At 57.0% G+C, this 18,126-nt stretch carries 18 protein-coding genes; 9 read left to right on the plus strand and 9 right to left on the minus strand.

Annotation, left to right across the window (positions count from 1 at the left end):
• Nucleotides 1–37: 37 nt before the first annotated feature.
• Nucleotides 38–268 carry a hypothetical protein gene (locus AB3226_RS28720; RefSeq protein WP_007935641.1) on the plus strand — a complete coding sequence of 77 codons (231 nt, stop codon included), beginning with the start codon at nt 38–40 and terminating at the stop codon, nt 266–268.
• Here the strand turns inward: AB3226_RS28720 and AB3226_RS28725 are convergent, their stop codons facing one another.
• Both AB3226_RS28725 and AB3226_RS28730 read right to left on the minus strand, forming a co-directional pair.
• The gene (locus AB3226_RS28725; RefSeq protein WP_367375539.1) at nt 269–550 is read right to left on the minus strand and encodes a hypothetical protein; all 282 of its coding nucleotides are present in this window, start codon (nt 548–550) and stop codon (nt 269–271) included.
• A gap of 125 nt (nt 551–675) precedes the next feature.
• Nucleotides 676–888 carry a hypothetical protein gene (locus AB3226_RS28730; RefSeq protein ID WP_050683079.1) on the minus strand — a complete coding sequence of 71 codons (213 nt, stop codon included), beginning with the start codon at nt 886–888 and terminating at the stop codon, nt 676–678.
• A 241-nt stretch (nt 889–1,129) separates the two neighbouring features.
• Between AB3226_RS28730 and galU the strand changes: the two genes are divergently transcribed.
• Both galU and gorA read left to right on the plus strand, forming a co-directional pair.
• Complete coding sequence (gene galU, locus AB3226_RS28735; RefSeq protein WP_007900040.1) at nt 1,130–1,969, plus strand: UTP--glucose-1-phosphate uridylyltransferase GalU; 840 nt, start codon at nt 1,130–1,132, stop codon at nt 1,967–1,969.
• A 129-nt stretch (nt 1,970–2,098) separates the two neighbouring features.
• Complete coding sequence (gene gorA, locus AB3226_RS28740; RefSeq protein WP_367375540.1) at nt 2,099–3,457, plus strand: glutathione-disulfide reductase; 1,359 nt, start codon at nt 2,099–2,101, stop codon at nt 3,455–3,457.
• Here gorA and AB3226_RS28745 read toward each other — a convergent pair.
• A complete protein-coding gene (locus AB3226_RS28745) occupies nt 3,454–4,473 on the minus strand; it encodes a DNA-binding protein (RefSeq protein WP_367375541.1) in 1,020 nt (339 codons plus the stop codon). The genes gorA and AB3226_RS28745 overlap by 4 nt on opposite strands.
• A 177-nt stretch (nt 4,474–4,650) precedes the next feature.
• Here AB3226_RS28745 and AB3226_RS28750 point away from each other — a divergent pair, with 177 nt between their 5' ends.
• From AB3226_RS28750 to ahpF, 3 genes are all read left to right on the plus strand, one after another.
• The gene (locus AB3226_RS28750; RefSeq protein WP_367375542.1) at nt 4,651–5,589 is read left to right on the plus strand and encodes a site-specific integrase; all 939 of its coding nucleotides are present in this window, start codon (nt 4,651–4,653) and stop codon (nt 5,587–5,589) included.
• A gap of 138 nt (nt 5,590–5,727) precedes the next feature.
• Complete coding sequence (gene ahpC / locus AB3226_RS28755) at nt 5,728–6,291, plus strand: alkyl hydroperoxide reductase subunit C (RefSeq protein ID WP_008155117.1); 564 nt, start codon at nt 5,728–5,730, stop codon at nt 6,289–6,291.
• A 135-nt stretch (nt 6,292–6,426) separates the two neighbouring features.
• Nucleotides 6,427–7,989: an alkyl hydroperoxide reductase subunit F gene (gene ahpF / locus AB3226_RS28760; protein WP_367375543.1), complete on the plus strand. Its 1,563-nt coding sequence runs from the start codon at nt 6,427–6,429 to the stop codon at nt 7,987–7,989.
• 187 nt (nt 7,990–8,176) lie between these two features.
• On the opposite strand, the gene gloA is transcribed toward ahpF, so the two are convergent.
• Nucleotides 8,177–8,698 (minus strand): lactoylglutathione lyase, encoded by a 522-nt coding sequence (gene gloA, locus AB3226_RS28765; protein WP_305501841.1) that lies wholly within the window; start codon nt 8,696–8,698, stop codon nt 8,177–8,179.
• Between the two features lie 142 nt (nt 8,699–8,840).
• Here gloA and AB3226_RS28770 point away from each other — a divergent pair, with 142 nt between their 5' ends.
• The gene (locus tag AB3226_RS28770) at nt 8,841–9,365 is read left to right on the plus strand and encodes a DUF4946 domain-containing protein (protein ID WP_367375544.1); all 525 of its coding nucleotides are present in this window, start codon (nt 8,841–8,843) and stop codon (nt 9,363–9,365) included.
• 175 nt (nt 9,366–9,540) lie between these two features.
• On the opposite strand, the gene AB3226_RS28775 is transcribed toward AB3226_RS28770, so the two are convergent.
• From AB3226_RS28775 to AB3226_RS28785, 3 genes are all read right to left on the minus strand, one after another.
• Entirely contained in the window at nt 9,541–9,906 is a 366-nt protein-coding gene (locus AB3226_RS28775) for a histone-like nucleoid-structuring protein, MvaT/MvaU family (RefSeq protein WP_253422880.1), read from the minus strand.
• A 233-nt stretch (nt 9,907–10,139) separates the two neighbouring features.
• Complete coding sequence (locus AB3226_RS28780) at nt 10,140–11,675, minus strand: EAL domain-containing protein (RefSeq protein WP_367375545.1); 1,536 nt, start codon at nt 11,673–11,675, stop codon at nt 10,140–10,142.
• A 103-nt stretch (nt 11,676–11,778) separates the two neighbouring features.
• Nucleotides 11,779–12,651: a LysR family transcriptional regulator gene (locus tag AB3226_RS28785; protein ID WP_367375546.1), complete on the minus strand. Its 873-nt coding sequence runs from the start codon at nt 12,649–12,651 to the stop codon at nt 11,779–11,781.
• Between the two features lie 78 nt (nt 12,652–12,729).
• Here AB3226_RS28785 and AB3226_RS28790 point away from each other — a divergent pair, with 78 nt between their 5' ends.
• Nucleotides 12,730–13,677: a DMT family transporter gene (locus AB3226_RS28790; protein WP_367375547.1), complete on the plus strand. Its 948-nt coding sequence runs from the start codon at nt 12,730–12,732 to the stop codon at nt 13,675–13,677.
• 246 nt (nt 13,678–13,923) lie between these two features.
• The gene (hppD, locus tag AB3226_RS28795; RefSeq protein ID WP_367375548.1) at nt 13,924–15,000 is read left to right on the plus strand and encodes a 4-hydroxyphenylpyruvate dioxygenase; all 1,077 of its coding nucleotides are present in this window, start codon (nt 13,924–13,926) and stop codon (nt 14,998–15,000) included.
• Between the two features lie 245 nt (nt 15,001–15,245).
• On the opposite strand, the gene rarD is transcribed toward hppD, so the two are convergent.
• Nucleotides 15,246–16,133: an EamA family transporter RarD gene (gene rarD, locus AB3226_RS28800; RefSeq protein ID WP_367375549.1), complete on the minus strand. Its 888-nt coding sequence runs from the start codon at nt 16,131–16,133 to the stop codon at nt 15,246–15,248.
• Between the two features lie 746 nt (nt 16,134–16,879).
• Nucleotides 16,880–17,893: an aldo/keto reductase gene (locus tag AB3226_RS28805; RefSeq protein WP_367375550.1), complete on the minus strand. Its 1,014-nt coding sequence runs from the start codon at nt 17,891–17,893 to the stop codon at nt 16,880–16,882.
• Nucleotides 17,894–18,126 lie beyond the last annotated feature (233 nt).

Consider the following 18,126-nt stretch of genomic DNA (forward strand, 5'->3'; position numbering starts at 1 on the left):
GCTTTGACGGCATTGTCATTTCTGGAGTTTAGTCAGCATGAAGCGAGAGCAGGTGCGGGAGCGCCATGCAGAGGGTCATATCTCTGCCACCCACGTGATTCAGAACCCGGCGAACCCGGGGGAGTGGATCGTGTTTTTCAAGAAAAGCGCCGGGCGCAGTTTTTTCCTGGTGGATGACAACGATGAAGTCGAGTCCTTCAGTCGCCTCGATGATTTGATCGAGACTGTGCGCGGGCTCGGGATCAAATTCGCCGAAATTCATATGTAGCTACTTGCAGACCACCACCACGCTGCGATTTTTGTAGTTGCCTACATCGACGCCCAAGGTCTTGTCGCTTTCCTGGGGCGACGGTGTGCCGTCGGTACCGACAATCCGATAGCCGGTGCCGGCGCAAGAGGCATCGGCTTTTTCGTAGCAGGTGGCCCAGGAATTGGCCTCGCCGGAGCAATCGATGCTTAACCCTTGTTCACCATTGTCCAGGTAGGTTTTTTCAGCCGAGGCACAGCCCGTCAAGGCCAGAACTGCAAACAGCGCCAGTATCGTTTTCATGGAATCAGTCATCGGGAGGGGAAGGGCTGGCGCGAGGGTATAGCGAATGGCCATTTCGGTACAGATAAACCCATCACCGAGTCCCCGTTCAATGCTCGAACGGCATTTGCCGGGGCCGGTCCTGGTCATTTCTTGCGGCGGGGGCTCCGAGCTGGCGCTGCTTCACGGGGCGCGGCCGGGGCAGAGCGGTCGTCCTGGAACACCGCAGCCACTTCCACCGCCATCGCCTTGCTGGGCAATGGGCCGGCGACCTGTTCGCCGTGGTAATTGACTATCCACCACTGACCGTCCTCGTCCTGGCTGACCGAATAACCGTTTGCGTTTTGTGCTGCCGACATATAACTGCCTCGTTGGCGGGATCAAGGCGGCCATGATACGTCAAATGCACGCAAACGGCGCTCATGGGCGTAGAGTGGGACCGCTCGATCCGTCGATCCGTCGAACCGGAAGGCGATTGAACTATTCGCCGGTTTATTTCTCTATGATGGCAGCGGTTAGCCAGCGCGGGGCATTGTAAGGTGCACGCCGCCTGATTAGACTGCGCCGAAACTCGTACACACAGCCCTTTCAAGGACTTATATGATCAAGAAATGCTTGTTCCCAGCAGCCGGTTACGGTACTCGCTTCCTGCCAGCGACTAAAGCCATGCCCAAAGAAATGCTGCCGGTGGTAAACAAGCCACTGATCCAGTACGGCGTCGAAGAAGCACTGGATGCCGGGTTGACCGAAATCTCCATCGTCACCGGTCGCGGCAAGCGCGCCCTGGAAGACCACTTCGACATCAGCTATGAGCTGGAAAACCAGATCAAGGGCACCGACAAGGAAAAATACCTGGTCGGCATCCGTAAGCTGCTCGACGAGTGCTCGTTCTCCTACACTCGCCAGACCGAAATGAAAGGCCTGGGTCACGCGATTCTGACTGGCCGTCCGCTGATCGGCGACGAACCTTTCGCCGTGGTACTGGCGGACGACTTGTGCGTCAACCTTGAAGGCGACGGCGTACTGACCCAGATGGTCAAGCTGTACAAGCAGTTCCGCTGCTCGATCGTTGCCATTCAGGAAGTCGATCCGCAAGAAACTCACAAGTACGGCGTGATTGCCGGTGAGATGATCCGCGACGACATCTATCGCGTTCACAGCATGGTTGAAAAACCAAAGCCTGAAGATGCACCGTCGAACCTGGCGATCATCGGCCGTTACATCCTGACCCCGGACATCTTCGATCTGATCGAACAAACCGAGCCAGGCAAGGGCGGCGAAATCCAGATCACCGACGCCCTGATGAAGCAGGCACAAAACGGCTGCGTCATGGCCTACAAGTTCAAAGGCAAGCGTTTCGACTGCGGTGGCGCTGAAGGCTACATCGACGCGACCAACTTCTGCTTCGAGAACTTCTACAAGACTGGCAAGGCTTACTGATAGCGCCTGAGCTGCTTGTACTGAAAAGCCACCTTCGGGTGGCTTTTTCATTTTCCGGCCTCACATAGTTGTCAACGCTTGCCCTAAGGGCGCCCGCAGGTATGCTGGTGGCCTGCCGAGGAGATAGAAATGGCCTACGATTTTGACCTTTATGTGATTGGCGCCGGTTCCGGCGGTGTACGGGCTGCGCGATTTGCGGCCGGTTTCGGCGCGAAAGTCGCCGTGGCCGAGAGCCGCTATCTGGGCGGTACGTGTGTGAACGTCGGCTGTGTGCCGAAAAAATTGCTGGTCTATGGCGCGCACTTCGCCGAAGACTTCGAGCAGTCGCAAGGCTTCGGCTGGACCCCGGGTGAGGCGAAGTTCGACTGGGCGACGCTGATCGCCAACAAGGATCGCGAGATCAATCGCCTGAACGGCATCTACCGCAACCTGCTGGTCAACAGCGGCGTGGCTCTGCATGAAGGCCACGCGAAAATCGTCGATCCGCATACCGTCGAGTTCGATGGCAAACGCTATACCGCCAAAAACATTCTGATTGCTACCGGTGGCTGGCCGCAGATCCCGGAGATTTCGGGGCACGAGCACGCGATCAGTTCCAACCAGGCGTTCTTCCTCAAAGAGCTGCCCAAGCGCGTTCTGGTGGTCGGTGGTGGTTACATTGCGGTGGAGTTTGCCGGGATTTTCCACGGTCTGGGTGCCGAGACCACGCTGTTGTATCGCGGTGATCTGTTCTTGCGCGGCTTCGACGGTGCGGTGCGCAAACATTTGCAGGAAGAACTGACGAAGCGCGGCATGGACCTGCAATTCAATGCCGACATCGAGCGCATCGACAAGCAAGCCGATGGCAGCCTGAAAGCCACGCTCAAGGATGGTCGCGTACTGGAGGCGGACTGCGTGTTCTACGCCACCGGCCGGCGTCCGATGCTCGACAACCTGGGGCTGGAAAACACTGGCGTCAAGCTCGACAAGAAAGGTTTTGTCGAGGTTGACGAGCAATATCAAACCGCAGAACCATCGATCCTGGCCCTTGGCGATGTAATCGGTCGGGTGCAGCTCACGCCGGTCGCGTTGGCCGAAGGCATGGCCGTGGCGCGGCGTTTGTTCAAGCCCGAGCAATATCGCCCGGTGGATTACAAGATGATCCCGACCGCCGTGTTCAGCTTGCCGAACATCGGCACTGTCGGCCTGACCGAAGAGGAGGCGCGAGAGGCCGGGCACGATGTGGTGATTTTCGAAAGCCGTTTCCGGCCGATGAAGCTGACCCTGACCGAATGCCAGGAACGCACCTTGATGAAGCTGGTGGTGGATGCCAAGACTGACAAAGTCTTGGGCTGCCACATGGTCGGCCCGGAGGCCGGCGAGATTGTTCAGGGATTGGCAATTGCGCTGAAGGCGGGCGCGACCAAGCGCGATTTCGACGAAACCATCGGCGTGCATCCGACCGCCGCCGAAGAGTTCGTCACCATGCGTACGCCAGTCGCGGGTTAATCGTCCTTGCGCGAGGCTGATGCGTCTGGCGCTGTCGCAACGACAGCGGCCAGGCGCGCGCCTTCATCCAGGCTTGCCTGCAACTTGATCAGTTCAACTTCCAGCGCTTTGTTGATGTGCGACTGCTCATCGATGTTCTGCTTGAGTGACTGACTTTCCAGCATGGCAATGCGCAAGCGTTCCTGGAGGAGGGTGCGTTCGCTGTCGATGCGGTTGACCTGTTCCAGCAGCTGATCCTGTCGGCTGTTGGTGTGCTTGAGTTGCTCTTGCGACAGGCTCAACTCGCGCAGCGTTCCGCGGTTTTCCGTCAGTAAACGCTCGTTGTCGCGATGCAGTTGGGTGATTTCATCCTGGCGTACCAGTGCGCTTTGCTGCGCCTGGCGTAACTCCATCTGAATCTGCTGCACCTGACCTTCGTGCCGGCGCTGCTCCTGTTCGCGCTGGTCTTTAACGGCATTGCGGTAGTGTTCCAGTGCCTCGCGGGCGTGCAGGTGCTTTTCTTCCAGTGAGCGGATCTGCTCGTCCTTGTCCTGCAAGCGTAATTCGAAATCTGCCAACGCCTGGTTCAGCCCGGCGTTGCGGGTTTGCTCGCTTTGCAGCGTGGAGCGGATGTCATGCAGTTCTGCCGACTCCTGGGTCAGCGCCAGGCTTTGAATTTCGTATTGCTGCTGCAATTCGGTATTGGCCTCGCCGGCCTCATGCAGTTGGGTTTCCAGCTCTTTTCGTTGTTGCTCGAACTGTGCGCGTGCCTGGTCGATGGGTTCTTGCGCCTGTTCCTTCAGGCGTTGCGCCAGCCGCGACACCAGGCTTGTAAGCTCATCATCGATAGGCTCGGAAGGTGCTTGCGCGGGTTCGGTGCCGTCATCGAGCTCCTTCATATAGCGATGGATTGTGGTTTTTGAACCGGTATTGCCCATCTCGATCCGCACCGCATCGATACTCGGGTGTTCGCCTCGAGCGAGGATTGCCGAGCGTGCCGCCTGCACCAGTGCCTTGTTTACGCCGCCACGTGCCATGTGTTCTCCTACGATTTGATACTGTGGTACGTACCACTAATATGCGCAATGTACCACGACAAGAACAAAGTTAAAATCTTGCGTTTTTTCATGCGGGATATACTGGTATTACCCCGTGTGATGCGCTGTAATTCAGGTTTCATCCGCCAGTGCGGTACGTTTTCGAGAACTGAGCCCATGACCGAACTGGATCGCTACCTGCAAGCCGCCACGCGCGACAACACTCGTCGCAGCTATCGCGCGGCCATCGAGCATTTCGAAGTCAGTTGGGGCGGGTTCCTGCCGGCGACCGGCGATAGCGTGGCACGCTATCTGGTCGCGCATGCGGGCGTGCTGTCGATCAATACGTTGAAGTTGCGCTTGTCCGCGTTGGCGCAGTGGCACAACAGTCAGGGGTTCGCCGATCCCACCAAGGCGCCCGTGGTGCGCAAAGTGTTCAAGGGCATTCGCGCGCTGCACCCAGCGCAGGAGAAACAGGCCGAGCCGTTGCAGCTTCAGCACCTGGAGCAAGTGGTGGCCTGGCTGGAGCAGGAAGCGCAAACCGCCAAGGCGCAGGGCGATCAACCGGGGTTGCTGCGGGCCAGGCGCGACACAGCGTTAATCCTGTTGGGTTTTTGGCGCGGTTTTCGTAGTGATGAGTTGTGCCGGGTACAGATTGAACATGTGCGGGCCAGCGCCGGCTCCGGCATCACCCTCTACCTGCCACGCAGCAAGAGCGACCGCGAGAACCTCGGCCAGACGTACCAGACGCCAGCCTTGCAGCGTTTATGTCCAGTGCAGGCCTATATCCAATGGATCACTGAAGCGGCGTTGGTCCGCGGGCCGGTGTTCCGGGGTATCGACCGCTGGGGCCATTTGAGCGAGGAGGGCTTGCACGCCAATAGTGTGATCCCGTTGTTGCGCCAGGCACTGGAGCGCGCCGGTATTGCGGCCGAGCACTACACCAGTCACTCCTTGCGGCGTGGCTTTGCCACTTGGGCTCATCAAAGCGGTTGGGATTTGAAGTCGTTGATGAATTACGTGGGCTGGAAGGATATGAAGTCCGCCATGCGCTATGTTGAAGCCAGCCCGTTTATCGGGATGACCCGAATCGCTGAAAAGCCATTGGCCCTGTAGATCACGTTTTCTTCTATTAATACTGTCGGCTAATAGCGAAAACCAATCAGCAGCATCAGGTTTGCCAATGAGCCAACCGGCGATCGGGTGGGTAGGATTCACTTCATCAACTTCTTAACCCCTGACGGAGAGTCATCGATGCCTATCATCAACAGCCAAGTTAAACCGTTCAAAGCTACCGCCTACAAAAATGGCGACTTCGTACAAGTGTCGGACGCTGACCTGAAAGGCAAGTGGTCTGTCGTGTTCTTCTACCCAGCCGACTTCACCTTCGTTTGCCCGACCGAACTGGAAGACCTGGCTGACAACTACGACGCGTTCCAGAAACTGGGCGTCGAGATCTACAGCGTTTCCACCGATACCCACTTTGCCCACGCTGCCTGGCACAACACTTCGCCAGCCATCGGCAAAATCCAGTACACCATGATCGGCGACCCGACTCACGCTATCTCCCGCAACTTCGACGTGCTGATCGAAGAAGCTGGTCTGGCTGACCGTGGCACCTTCGTGATCAACCCTGAAGGGCAGATCAAAATCGTTGAGCTGAACGACGGCGGTGTAGGTCGTGACGCTTCCGAGCTGCTGCGCAAAATCAAGGCTGCTCAGTACGTTGCTGCTCACCCAGGCCAGGTTTGCCCAGCCAAGTGGAAAGAAGGCGAGGCCACTCTGGCTCCGTCCCTGGACCTGGTCGGCAAGATCTAAGTCTGTGACGCGCTTCACCAGGGCGGAACTCCGCACCTCCTAAGTAAGCTGCACCGCCCTCAAAAACGCCCGGGCGAGATTCGCTCGGGCGTTTTTTTTCGACTTCTTTTTATCAAACACATGGAAATCGCCCGTATGTTGGACGCCAATCTTAAAGCCCAGTTGAAATCGTACCTGGAACGGGTCACCCAGCCGATCGAGATCGTTGCTTCCCTCGACGACGGTGCGAAATCCCAGGAAATGCTCGCATTACTCAAAGACGTTGCCAGTCTTTCCACCCAGATTACGTTGCTCGACAACGGTAACGATGCGCGTAAACCGTCGTTTTCGATCAACCGCCCAGGGGCCGACATCAGCCTGCGTTTCGCCGGTATCCCGATGGGCCATGAATTCACATCCTTGGTGCTGGCCCTGCTGCAAGTTGGTGGTCACCCTTCGAAATCCAGTATCGAAGTGATCGAACAGATCCGCTCGCTCAAAGGCGAGTTCAGCTTCGAGACTTACTTCTCGCTGTCCTGCCAGAACTGCCCGGATGTGGTCCAGGCATTGAACCTGATGGCTGTGCTGAACCCGAACATCCGCCACGTCGCCATCGATGGCGCGCTGTTTCAGGCCGAAGTCGACGAGCGCCAGATCATGGCCGTGCCAAGCATTTACCTGAACGGCGTCAACTTCGGCCAGGGCCGCATGGGCCTGGAAGAGATCCTCGCCAAAATCGACACCAGTGGCATCGAGCGCCAGGCCGAGAAAATCAGTGCCAAAGAAGCCTTTGATGTACTGGTCGTCGGCGGTGGCCCGGCCGGTGCTTCGGCGGCGATCTACGCTGCTCGTAAAGGCATTCGCACCGGTGTGGCGGCTGAACGTTTTGGTGGTCAGGTGCTCGACACCATGGCCATCGAGAACTTCATCTCCGTGCAGGAAACCGAAGGGCCGAAACTGGCCGTGGCGCTGGAAGAGCACGTCAAGCAGTACGACGTGGACATCATGAACCTGCAACGCGCCGACAAGCTGGTGCCGGGCAAAAATGGCGAACTGCACGAAATCCATTTCGCCAGCGGTGCCTCGTTGAAAGCCAAGACCGTGATTTTGGCGACCGGCGCCCGGTGGCGTGAAATGAACGTTCCCGGTGAGCAGCAATACCGCAACAAGGGCGTGGCGTACTGCCCGCACTGCGACGGTCCGCTGTTCAAAGGCAAGCGTGTGGCGGTGATCGGCGGCGGTAACTCCGGCGTCGAAGCGGCTATCGACCTTGCTGGTATCGTGTCCCACGTGACCCTGCTGGAATTCGACGTACAACTGCGCGCCGACGCGGTGTTGCAGCGCAAGTTGCACAGCCTGCCGAACGTTACGGTGATCACCAGTGCGCAAACCACTGAAGTGACCGGCGATGGCCAAAAGGTCAACGGCCTGCGTTACAAGGATCGTCAGTCGGACGAATTGCGCACTGTCGAGCTGGAAGGGATCTTCGTGCAGATCGGTCTGTTGCCTAACACTGATTGGCTCAAAGGCACCATCGAACTGTCGCCGCGCGGCGAGATCATCGTCGATGCTCGTGGCGAAACGTCGATGCCCGGCGTGTTCGCGGCCGGTGACGTCACCACCGTGCCGTACAAGCAGATCGTTATTGCGGTGGGCGAGGGCGCCAAGGCTTCCCTGAGCGCATTCGATCACTTGATCCGCACCTCGGCACCTGCATAAACGCCGACGCTGAAAACACAAAACCCCATGAGCGATCATGGGGTTTTTGTGTCCTGCACTGATCGTTCCCACGCTCTGCGTGGGAATGCCTCAACGGACGCTCCGCGTTCGGCTCTGGATGGGACGCGGAGCGTCCCGGGCTGCATTCCCACGCAGAGCGTGGGAACGATCAGTTCTGCGGCGGGGTTTACATCGGGGCAGGCTGAATGATTTCGACCCAGTAACCATCCGGGTCCTTGATGAAGGCCAGGCTCTTCATGCGACCGTCGTTCAGGCGTTTCTGGAAATCGCAGCCCAGCGCTTCAAAGCGTTCGCATGCCGCACGAATGTCCGGCACCGAAATGCAGATATGGCCGAAGCCGCGTGGGTCGGTGTTGCCATTGTGATAGGCGAAATCCGCGTCGTTCTCGGTGCCGTGGTTGTGAGTCAGTTCGAGAATGCCGGGGATCGATTTCATCCACTCGGTGCGCGCTGCGGCATCGGCCGGGATCTGGTTTTTATCGACTAGCGCCAGGAAATACAGGCTGAATTCGGCTTCCGGGAAGTCGCGTTTTTCCACCAGCGAAAAACCCAGGACACGGGTGTAGAAATCCAGCGACCGGGTGATGTCCTTGACTCGCAACATGGTGTGGTTGAAGACGAACTTCTGGGTAGCGGTGTCGGGCTGGGCGGTCACGCCGGGAAATGTATTGAGTTCATGCAGGCTCATGGGCCCTCCGGCAAATGTATGGGGTTAAGAATACTTTCAATGATACGCAAGGGCCTCGGCATCGCCAAACCAAAACCGCAGGCTTGCCTGAGAGCCAGGCGAGGCTCAGACTTTACGGCTCAATTCGTGAGTGTTCATTGCAATGACCCGATTCTGTCAATCGATGTTCGTCCTGCTGTGTCTGCTTTCAGGTGTTACCCCCGCTTATGCAGAGTCTCCGGTCATGACCTGGCCAAACGGATGGACCGTCGAGGTCGTTCCACAAGACGAGGCTAAACCGCAGGTGTCCCGGCAGCGCGCGGTAAAAAACGATCAGGACGGTACACCGGTGATGGTGATGGAATTGACCATGACCCAGGTAGAAAGTGGTCATCAGGTGAATTTGGAAGGTGTGTTGCTGGAAATGCGCAAGTCGGTGCAAAAGGACTTTTTTCAGAGTGGGTATCAGAGCGTTTGCACTAAAATTCACCCGACTACCTTGAGCCGGCTATCGGCGCTGGAAACTACCTGCACGATTACGCAGAATGGTCGACATGTGCTGTCTCAAACATTGGTCGCAGCGGTAGACGCCGATAAGGCCTATGTTCTTTCCTATGCGGGGCAGGCAGAGGTTTATAAGGCAAGTCAGGACGACATAGCGGCGGCTCGAAACAGCTTGAAACTTTAGTTTGAGGTTTGCGTATCAGTAGATTTCAGCGTGTTCGGCATTTTTTAGATAGCCAAAGGGATTAAGCATAAAGTTGAGCGATATGTAACGAGTTGATCGACGACTATCGTTACATTTAGACGCCACTCATGAAAAAGCCCTGCATTGGCAGGGCTTTTCTTATGACCATGAGTGCTTAGGCTCGCAGCCAGGAATCAACGGTAGCGGCGCCGTATTGTTCCTTCCAGGCTTTCAGGCCGCGGTGGTTGCCGCCCTTGGTTTCAATCAGTTCCCCGGTGTGCGGGTTCTGATAGACCTTGACCACGCGAGCGCGGCGGGTTTTAGGCGCTGTTGCCTGCTGCAGGCCGGATTTTGCCGGGTTCGGATCGAGGATGGCGATGATGTCGCGCAAGCTCTTGCCGTAGGTTTTCATCAGCCCCTGGAGCTTTTCTTCGAATTCGATTTCTTTCTTGAGCCCGGCATCGTTCTTCAGCGATTCCAACTGCTTGAGCTGTTCTTGAAGGGCCTTTTCAGCTGCACGGAATTCAGCGAGTCTGGACAATATCTTTACTCCAATAGTGTGTTTGGCTGATACCAACCGCAAACAAAGCTATAAGCCAAGAGCCTTGAAGCGACTCGGTGATAATGGCGCACCTGCCAGTTCTGCACAGGTATGAAAAATTGTAGTAGTTAATTGGCCAAGAGTAAATCCTGACTTTTTCTTCATGTAACAAGAGTAGTCTTTTGATTCAATTTGGTGCGTATCATCATGATCTCGGTGCTTAAAGTGGTTAGTTAATGATCACTTAATGCTCTAATGAATTCTGCGCCGGGCATCGGTCGGCCAAACAGATAACCTTGTAGAAAGTTCACGCCGTGGGCTGTCAGATAGTCACTTTGTTCCGCCGTTTCCACGCCTTCGGCGACGATACCCAGATCGAGTTTGGCCGAGAGCTCAATGATGCTGTCCAGAATGTGCCGGGAGAGGGCGTCGACACCGATCATGGCGACAAAGCTCTGATCGATCTTCAGGAAATCCACATTGAACTGACGTAAATAACCCAGGCTTGAGTGGCCAGTGCCGAAGTCATCGATCGCAATCATCACGCCCAACCCGTGAAGCTGCTCGAACAATTGCAGGGTGATGGCTGTTGGCTCGATGAGTTCGCGTTCGGTCAGTTCCAGTACCAGGTTGATGCTGCCCGGGGCGAAAGCGCCGAGAAATTCGCGGCAGTCTTCGACCAGTTCCAGATCCCGGCAGTGACTGGCGGTGATGTTGATGCCAATGTGAAATGGCCCCTCGAACGACGCCGACAAGGGTGCCAGCAATGCGGCGGTCTGTTTCATCAAGGAGCGAGTCATCGGCACGATCAGCCCGGAATGTTCGGCAAACGGGATGAACAGATCAGGGCGCACCAGGCCTTCCTTGGGATGTTGCCAACGCATCAATACTTCGGTGCCGGACCACTGCTTATTGTCGCCATGCACCACGGGCTGAAAGTAAGGAATGAACTCTGCTGCCTCCAGTGCCCGCTGCATTTCACGACTAGGCGACGTCGAGCGCTTCTGCAGGACATGCCCGATCGAGCCCGATACCACACCGAAGAACATCAACAGACTGAACAGCGGCGGGTACTCACTGCGCATGTAACGCCAAGTCTCTCCCTCGGGGAAGCCGGCGACCACCGTGAAGGCATATCGCGCAGACGCCAAGGTGTTTTGCGCCACCGGCAAGACGGGCAGGGCGTTGTCGTGGACTTTGCCATCGGCGGACAACCAGTGAGGGCCGACTTGCAGCAACAATAATGTTTGGCGACCAATCAGGCGCAGCACGTTACTCAGGTGATAACCGTCCAGGGTGGACAATGCGCCCTGGTTTCCTTCGCTAAGCCGATACACCAACAATGCAGTATTGGGTGTGACCGGATTGCCGTTCATAAGCCATAGCTGGCCTTGGGTGTAGTCGCCGGGAATGATCTTTTCCTGGTATTCACCGAACAGCGAACTGCAATAGAGGTTGTTGTCCCACACAAGATTGGTCGAGCGCACGAACGGCCGGCGGGTAACTTGTTCACGCAGGGCCAGTTTGACGTCGTTGCAGTTTTGGCCGGCCAGCGGCACTAGCTCCTGCGCCGCTTGGGCGGTGTTGTCGAGCATCAATTCGAATTGGCGAATGGCTTCTTCGCCAGTCAGTTCAGTACTTTGCTTGAGGGTGCGTTCAGCTTGCAGATAGAGAATGGCGAACCCCAGCAACACCGGAAGCAGCCCGCTCAGAACAGTCACGGCGATTCGGGTGCCACGCTTGCGGCGGCTTTTGACGTTCAGTGGCATTCGCAAATCCATCGCGATAAAAGAGGGCTCTCAAAGGCTGGCAGGACAACCCGCCTTCCGAAAGAGTTCAGGCATGATAGTTGGCCGTCGGCGCTTATGCCGCTCAATGTTCATGCAGACTTGAGGCCAGTTTGATAAAGGCCAGCGTCGCAGGTGATGACTGACGCTGATCGAGCACCGCCAGCCCGACCTGGCGGCTGACCGGCGGCGACAGCGGTTTTTTCACGTAGCGGCTGTCGTTGTCGTCAGGCAATGAACCTTCGGCGACAACGGTCAGGGCATCGCCACGGCCGACGGTGTCCAGCGTGCTGAGCAACTGCGAGCAGCGATAGCGAATGTTCGGCGTCAATCGCGCCGCACTGAATAAGCGCGACACCAGTTCCGAAGACCCTGCTTCGGTCAGCACAAAAGGATCGTGGCACAAATCGCTCAAACTCAAACTGTCGTGACCGGCCAGCGCATGGCCGGCAGGCAGCAGTGCGACCATCTGGTCTTCGATCAGCCTGAAAGTGTCGAAACGTTCCTGCGGCAATACCACGAAGCCTATATCGATACGTCGTTCTTCCAGCCACTGGATTACCTGGCGATCCGGGCCTTCGTCGATATGAACCTCGATGCCTGGGTGTGCGGCGCGGTAATGCTGCAGGATTCTCGGCAGTAGTTTGATCGATGAAGTCGGACCGAACGAGCCAATGCGCAGGGTGCCGCGTTTCATTCCTCGGGCATCCGCCGCTTCCTGACGCAACGTGTTGGCCAGCCCGAGCATCGCCCGCGCGCGCAGTAATAGCTGCTGGCCGATGTCACTCAGCTCGACCTGGGATTGATGCCGGCGCAGCAGTTCAACGCCCAATTCCTGTTCCAGCGACTTGAGCGCGTGGGACACCGCGGATTGGGAAATCTCCAAGCGATGGGCCGCCGCCGTGAAGCCGCGCAGTTCGGCCACCAGCGAGAAAATCTCGAGTTGAGTCAGGGTCATGAGTATTTACTCATTTTACGATGATCTTGGATTAGTCGAATGATACGCCATGTGCCCGATTTCTGATGGTGGAGACTTATGACTACGTGTGAACAGACCCTGGCGAATTCCTCGGATGTACCGGTTTATCTGAAACTGGCAGCGGTCACCATGATCTGGGGCGGGACGTTCGTTGCCGGGCGGTTTCTGGCCGACAGTCTCAGCCCGTTATTGGCCGCGAGCCTGCGGTTCTTGCTGGCGAGCGTGGCGTTGCTGCTGTTTCTGTTGCTGGCGCGGGTGCCTTTGGTGCGCCCCAGCCCTCGGCAATGGCTGCAACTGACGCTGTTGGGTTTTTTTGGGATCTTCTTCTACAACCTGTGCTTCTTTTACGGGCTGCATTACATCAACGCATCGCGGGCGTCGTTGATCGTGGCATTGAACCCGGCGGTGATCGGCCTGGTGTCGTGGCTGTTGTTCAAGGAGCGACTGAGCGGAGCGAAAGTGGCGGGTATTGCGATCTGCATTGCCGGCGCCAGTCTGGTGATCGTCAGCCGCAATCCGCAGTTACTGGCCGGTGGTACTGATGCCTGGATCGGCGATCTGTTGATCTTCGGCTGCGTGCTCGGTTGGGGCATTTATTCGCTGTTCTCCAAAGGCCTGAATCAGGCGCTGGGGCCGGTGCAGACGGTGACGTACTCGATTTTGCTGGGCACGCTGATGCTCTGGGTGACCAGTGCCGTGCGTGGTGAGCTGAGTGTCGCGGCGCTCGTTCAGCTCACCACGCAACAATGGTTGAGCCTGATGTACCTGGGCGTGCTGGGTTCGGCATTGGCCTATATTGGTTACTACGACGGTATCCGCAAAATCGGTGCGACGCGTTCGGGCGTGTTCATCGCATTGAACCCACTGACCGCCGTTCTTTTTGGCGCGTTGTTGCTGGGCGAGCAATTGACCCTGGTGATGTGTCTGGGCGGCGGGCTGATTCTGACGGGAATTTTTCTGTGCAACAAACCGCTTGCACAGGCTGCGAAAAGGGGGATTTTATAAGAAGGATGGACAACCGATTTACGCTGTGTAGAATCGGGTTACGCATATAAGAATAATCGTCTTCTGGCAGCAGAAGCCTCGCCCGTAATAGCCTTGGGTCGACAATGAAGATATTTGGGTTTCAATTGATCTACGGTGACTTCCTCGCCCGCAGTGTGCGGGGCATCTCCTGCGCGCCACCCGCCGGTCTCAGCATTGCTAGCAACTAACGATCCGTTAATTGATAAGAAATGATGAGGCGCCAAAATGGCAGATTTATACGAAAACCCAATGGGCCTGATGGGCTTTGAGTTCATCGAATTCGCATCGCCGACCCCTAACACCCTGGAGCCTATCTTCGAGATCATGGGCTTCAGCAAGGTCGCGACCCACCGTTCCAAAGATGTGCACCTGTATCGTCAGGGCGCGATCAACCTGATCCTCAACAACGAACCCAACAGCGTGGCGTCGTACTTCGCGGCCGAGCATGGCCCGTCGGTGTGCGGCATGGCGTTCCGCGTCAAGGATTCGCAAAAAGCCTATAAGCGAGCCCTGGAGCTCGGTGCCCAACCGATCCACATCGAAACCGGTCCGATGGAGCTGCATCTGCCGGCGATCAAAGGGATCGGTGGTGCGCCGCTGTACCTGATCGACCGTTTCGGCGAAGGCAGTTCGATCTACGACATCGATTTCGTATTCATCGAAGGCGTGGACCGCAACCCGGTCGGCGCCGGCCTGAAGATCATCGATCACCTGACCCACAACGTGTATCGCGGTCGCATGGCTTACTGGGCCAACTTCTACGAGAAGCTGTTCAACTTCCGTGAAATCCGCTACTTCGATATCAAAGGCGAATACACCGGCCTGACCTCCAAGGCCATGACCGCGCCGGACGGCATGATCCGTATCCCGCTGAACGAAGAGTCGTCCAAGGGCGCCGGGCAGATCGAAGAGTTCCTGATGCAGTTCAACGGTGAGGGCATCCAGCACGTGGCCTTCCTCAGCGATGACCTGATCAAGACCTGGGATCACCTGAAAAGTATCGGCATGCGCTTCATGACACCGCCGCCGGAAACCTACTACGAAATGCTCGAAGGCCGTTTGCCGAACCACGGCGAGCCGGTCAACGAATTGCAAGCGCGGGGCATTTTGCTGGACGGTTCGTCCGAGTCGGGCGACAAGCGTCTGCTGCTGCAGATCTTCTCGGAAACCCTGATGGGCCCGGTGTTCTTCGAATTCATCCAGCGTAAAGGCGACGATGGTTTCGGCGAAGGCAACTTCAAGGCACTGTTCGAATCCATCGAACGTGACCAGGTTCGTCGGGGTGTGCTCTCCACTGACTAATCCATGACATGTCTAGTCCTGAAGATAGGTCAGAAGGTGTAAACCTTAATCAGGACGAGACAACACTATGAAAAAAGCCCGCCCGGCATCACTGCCGGGCGGGCTTTTTTTGGGATCATGCAAAACAATTTGGGGATCACGTAAAACTATGCGGGATCACGCAAAACCATTGTAGGAGCGAGGCTTGCCCGCGAAGGGGACCTTGAAGACGCTAAAAGCTTCGCGGGCAAACCTCGCTCCTACAATTACATAGGCCGGCGTCGTTGCCGGACCAGATGCTTGAACCCTTCAAACACCAATACCAGGACGGCCAGCCAGATCGGAATGTAGGTCAGCCATTCGCCGGGCTTGATGCTTTCCCCCAACAGCAACGCGACGCCGAGCAACAGCACCGGCTCAACGTAACTCAACAACCCGAACAGGCTGAACGGCAGCAGCCGACTGGCAATGATGTAGACCACCAGCGCCGAAGCACTGATCACCCCGAGTATCGGGATCAACAGCGACAGCCATGGATGTTGATCAAACACGCCGAAACCTTGCTCACCGCCCTGCACAAACCAGAACGCCACCGGCAGCATCAAAGCCATGTCCAGCCAGAGCCCGCCAAGGTTGTCCGTCGCCAAGCGCTTGCGCAGGATGAAATAAATCGGATAGCCAACCACCACCAGCAAGGTCGCCCAGGAAAAACCGCCGACCTGATACAGCTCGTTGAGCACGCCGAGGCTGGCGAAGAACACGGCGATTTTCTGCAGATAGGAAAGACGCTCGCCATAGGCGATTCGCCCAGTCAGGACCATCGACAGCGGCAACAGGAAATACCCCAGCGACACATCAAGGCTATAACCGTTGAGCGGCGCCCACATGAACAACCAGAGTTGCAGGCCTAGCAGCACTGCAGAGCCGATCAGGCCGACAATCAGCTTCGGCTTGCCAGCCAGCCGCCGAACAATCTCGACCACGCGCTTCCACTCACCGGACACCACCATGAACACAGTCATGCATGGCGCGGTCAGCAGCATCCGCCAACCGAAGATCTCCACGCCGTTCAAGGGTGAGAGCAGCGAGGTGTAGTAATACATGACGGCAAACAGCACCGAGGCTGAAACCGATAAAGCGATACCTTTAGACAAACTGCCCTCGCGGGTTGACGGTCAAACGGGCCGCGCAGGATACGTGGTTTTTGTGTTGAATATTGGCCGCATGATCAATATTTCCAACATTGTGGTTGAATGTTGCATCGCTATCGCAGGCAAGCCAGCTCCCACAGGATCTGAGCCAAAGCATAGTCGGCAGAACGCCACAAAACCCTGTGGGAGCGGGCTTGCCCGCGAAAGCGGTCTGCCAGTCAACATCAATACTGAATGTGAAACCGTCTTCGCGAGCAAGCCCGCTCCCACATTTTGACCGATGGCGGACACATTATTTGCGGCTGACCTAAATCCCTGTGGGAGCGGGCTTGCCCGCGATAGCGGTCTGCCAGTCAACATCAATACTGAATGTGAAACCGTCTTCGCGAGCAAGCCCGCTCCCACATTTTGACCGATGGCGGACACATTATTTGCGGCTGACCTAAATCCCTGTGGGAGCGGGCTTGCCCGCGATAGCGGTCTGCCAGTCAACATCAATACTGAATGTGAAACCGTCTTCGCGAGCAAGTCCACTCCCACATTTTGACCGATGGCGGACACATTATTTGCGGCTGACCTAAATCCCTGTGGGAGCGGGCTTGCCCGCGATAGCGGTCTGCCAGTCAACATCAATACTGAATGTGAAACCGTCTTCGCGAGCAAGCCCGCTCCCACATTTCGGCCGGTGTGTACTCAATACCTGCGGCCGACACAAAACCCTGTGGGAGCGGGCTTGCTCGCGATAAATCTCAAGCCGTACGCGTTTTACGCCCGGACACGAAATGGCTCACATCATTGAACCCCGGTGTCGACGCATGCCCCCGCGTCACCAGCGAATCAATAAACGCCTCGTCCTCAGCCGTGATCTTCACCGCCTGCGCCTTGGTGTATGCATCCCATTGCTCCTCCGTCCGAGGCCCGACGATGGCCGAAGTCACAGCGCGATTGTTCAGCACCCAGGCAATCGCGAACTCGACGATGCCCACGCCACGGCCCTGGGTGTATTCCTGGATCTGTTGGGCAATGCGCAGCGACTCAACCCGCCATTCGGTTTCCAGAATGCGTTTGTCCTGACGCCCCGCGCGGCTGTTGGCGTCCGGTGTCACGTCGGGCGCGTACTTGCCGCTGAGCACACCACGCGCCAGCGGACTATATGGCACCACACCGAGGCCATAGTTTTGCGCGGCGGTGATCTGCTCGGTTTCTGCCTGACGGTTGACGATGTTGTACAGCGGCTGGCTGATGATCGGCCTGTCGACACCCAGTTTGTCGGCCACACGAATCACTTCAGCGATACGCCAGCCACGGTAGTTCGACAGGCCCCAGTAGCGAACCTTGCCCTGGCGGATCAAATCGCCGATGGCCGATACCGTGACTTCCAGCGGCGTGTCGTGGTCTTCGCGGTGCAGGTAATAGATGTCCAGATAATCGGTGCCCAACCGCGTCAGGCTGGCGTCGATGCCATTGAACAGGTGCTTGCGGCTCAGGCCGCTGCGGTTCGGCACACCGTCCACCGGGCCGAAACCGACCTTGGTCGCCAGCACCCATTCGTGGCGGTTGCCGGCAATCGCTTCGCCGACGATCTCTTCGGAGCGGCCGTTGGTGTACACGTCCGCGGTGTCGATGAAATTGATGCCCTGATCCCAAGCCTTGTCGATGATTCGCAGGGAATCTTCGGTGCTGGTCTGTTCACCGAACATCATGGTGCCCAATGTGAGGGTCGACACCTGTAAACCCGAATGACCCAGCGTGCGATAGCTCATGACGAAATCCTTTTACCGGTCAGAAAGCCCTAATCAAATACCAGAACCGTGACTGGGAGCAATCGGAATATTGACTCAGTTCCCCTGTGGGAGCGGGCTTGCTCGCGAAGAGGGCGTGTCAGTCGACATTAATTTTGCCTGACACACCGCTTTCGCGAGCAAGAGCGCTCCCACATTGGATAAGTGGCAATAAACGGCAATGTTTAAATGGCGTCGAGGGATGCTCTCAGAGG

The sequence above is a fragment of the Pseudomonas lini genome (assembly GCF_964063345.1).
GTDB lineage: Bacteria > Pseudomonadota > Gammaproteobacteria > Pseudomonadales > Pseudomonadaceae > Aquipseudomonas > Aquipseudomonas lini_B.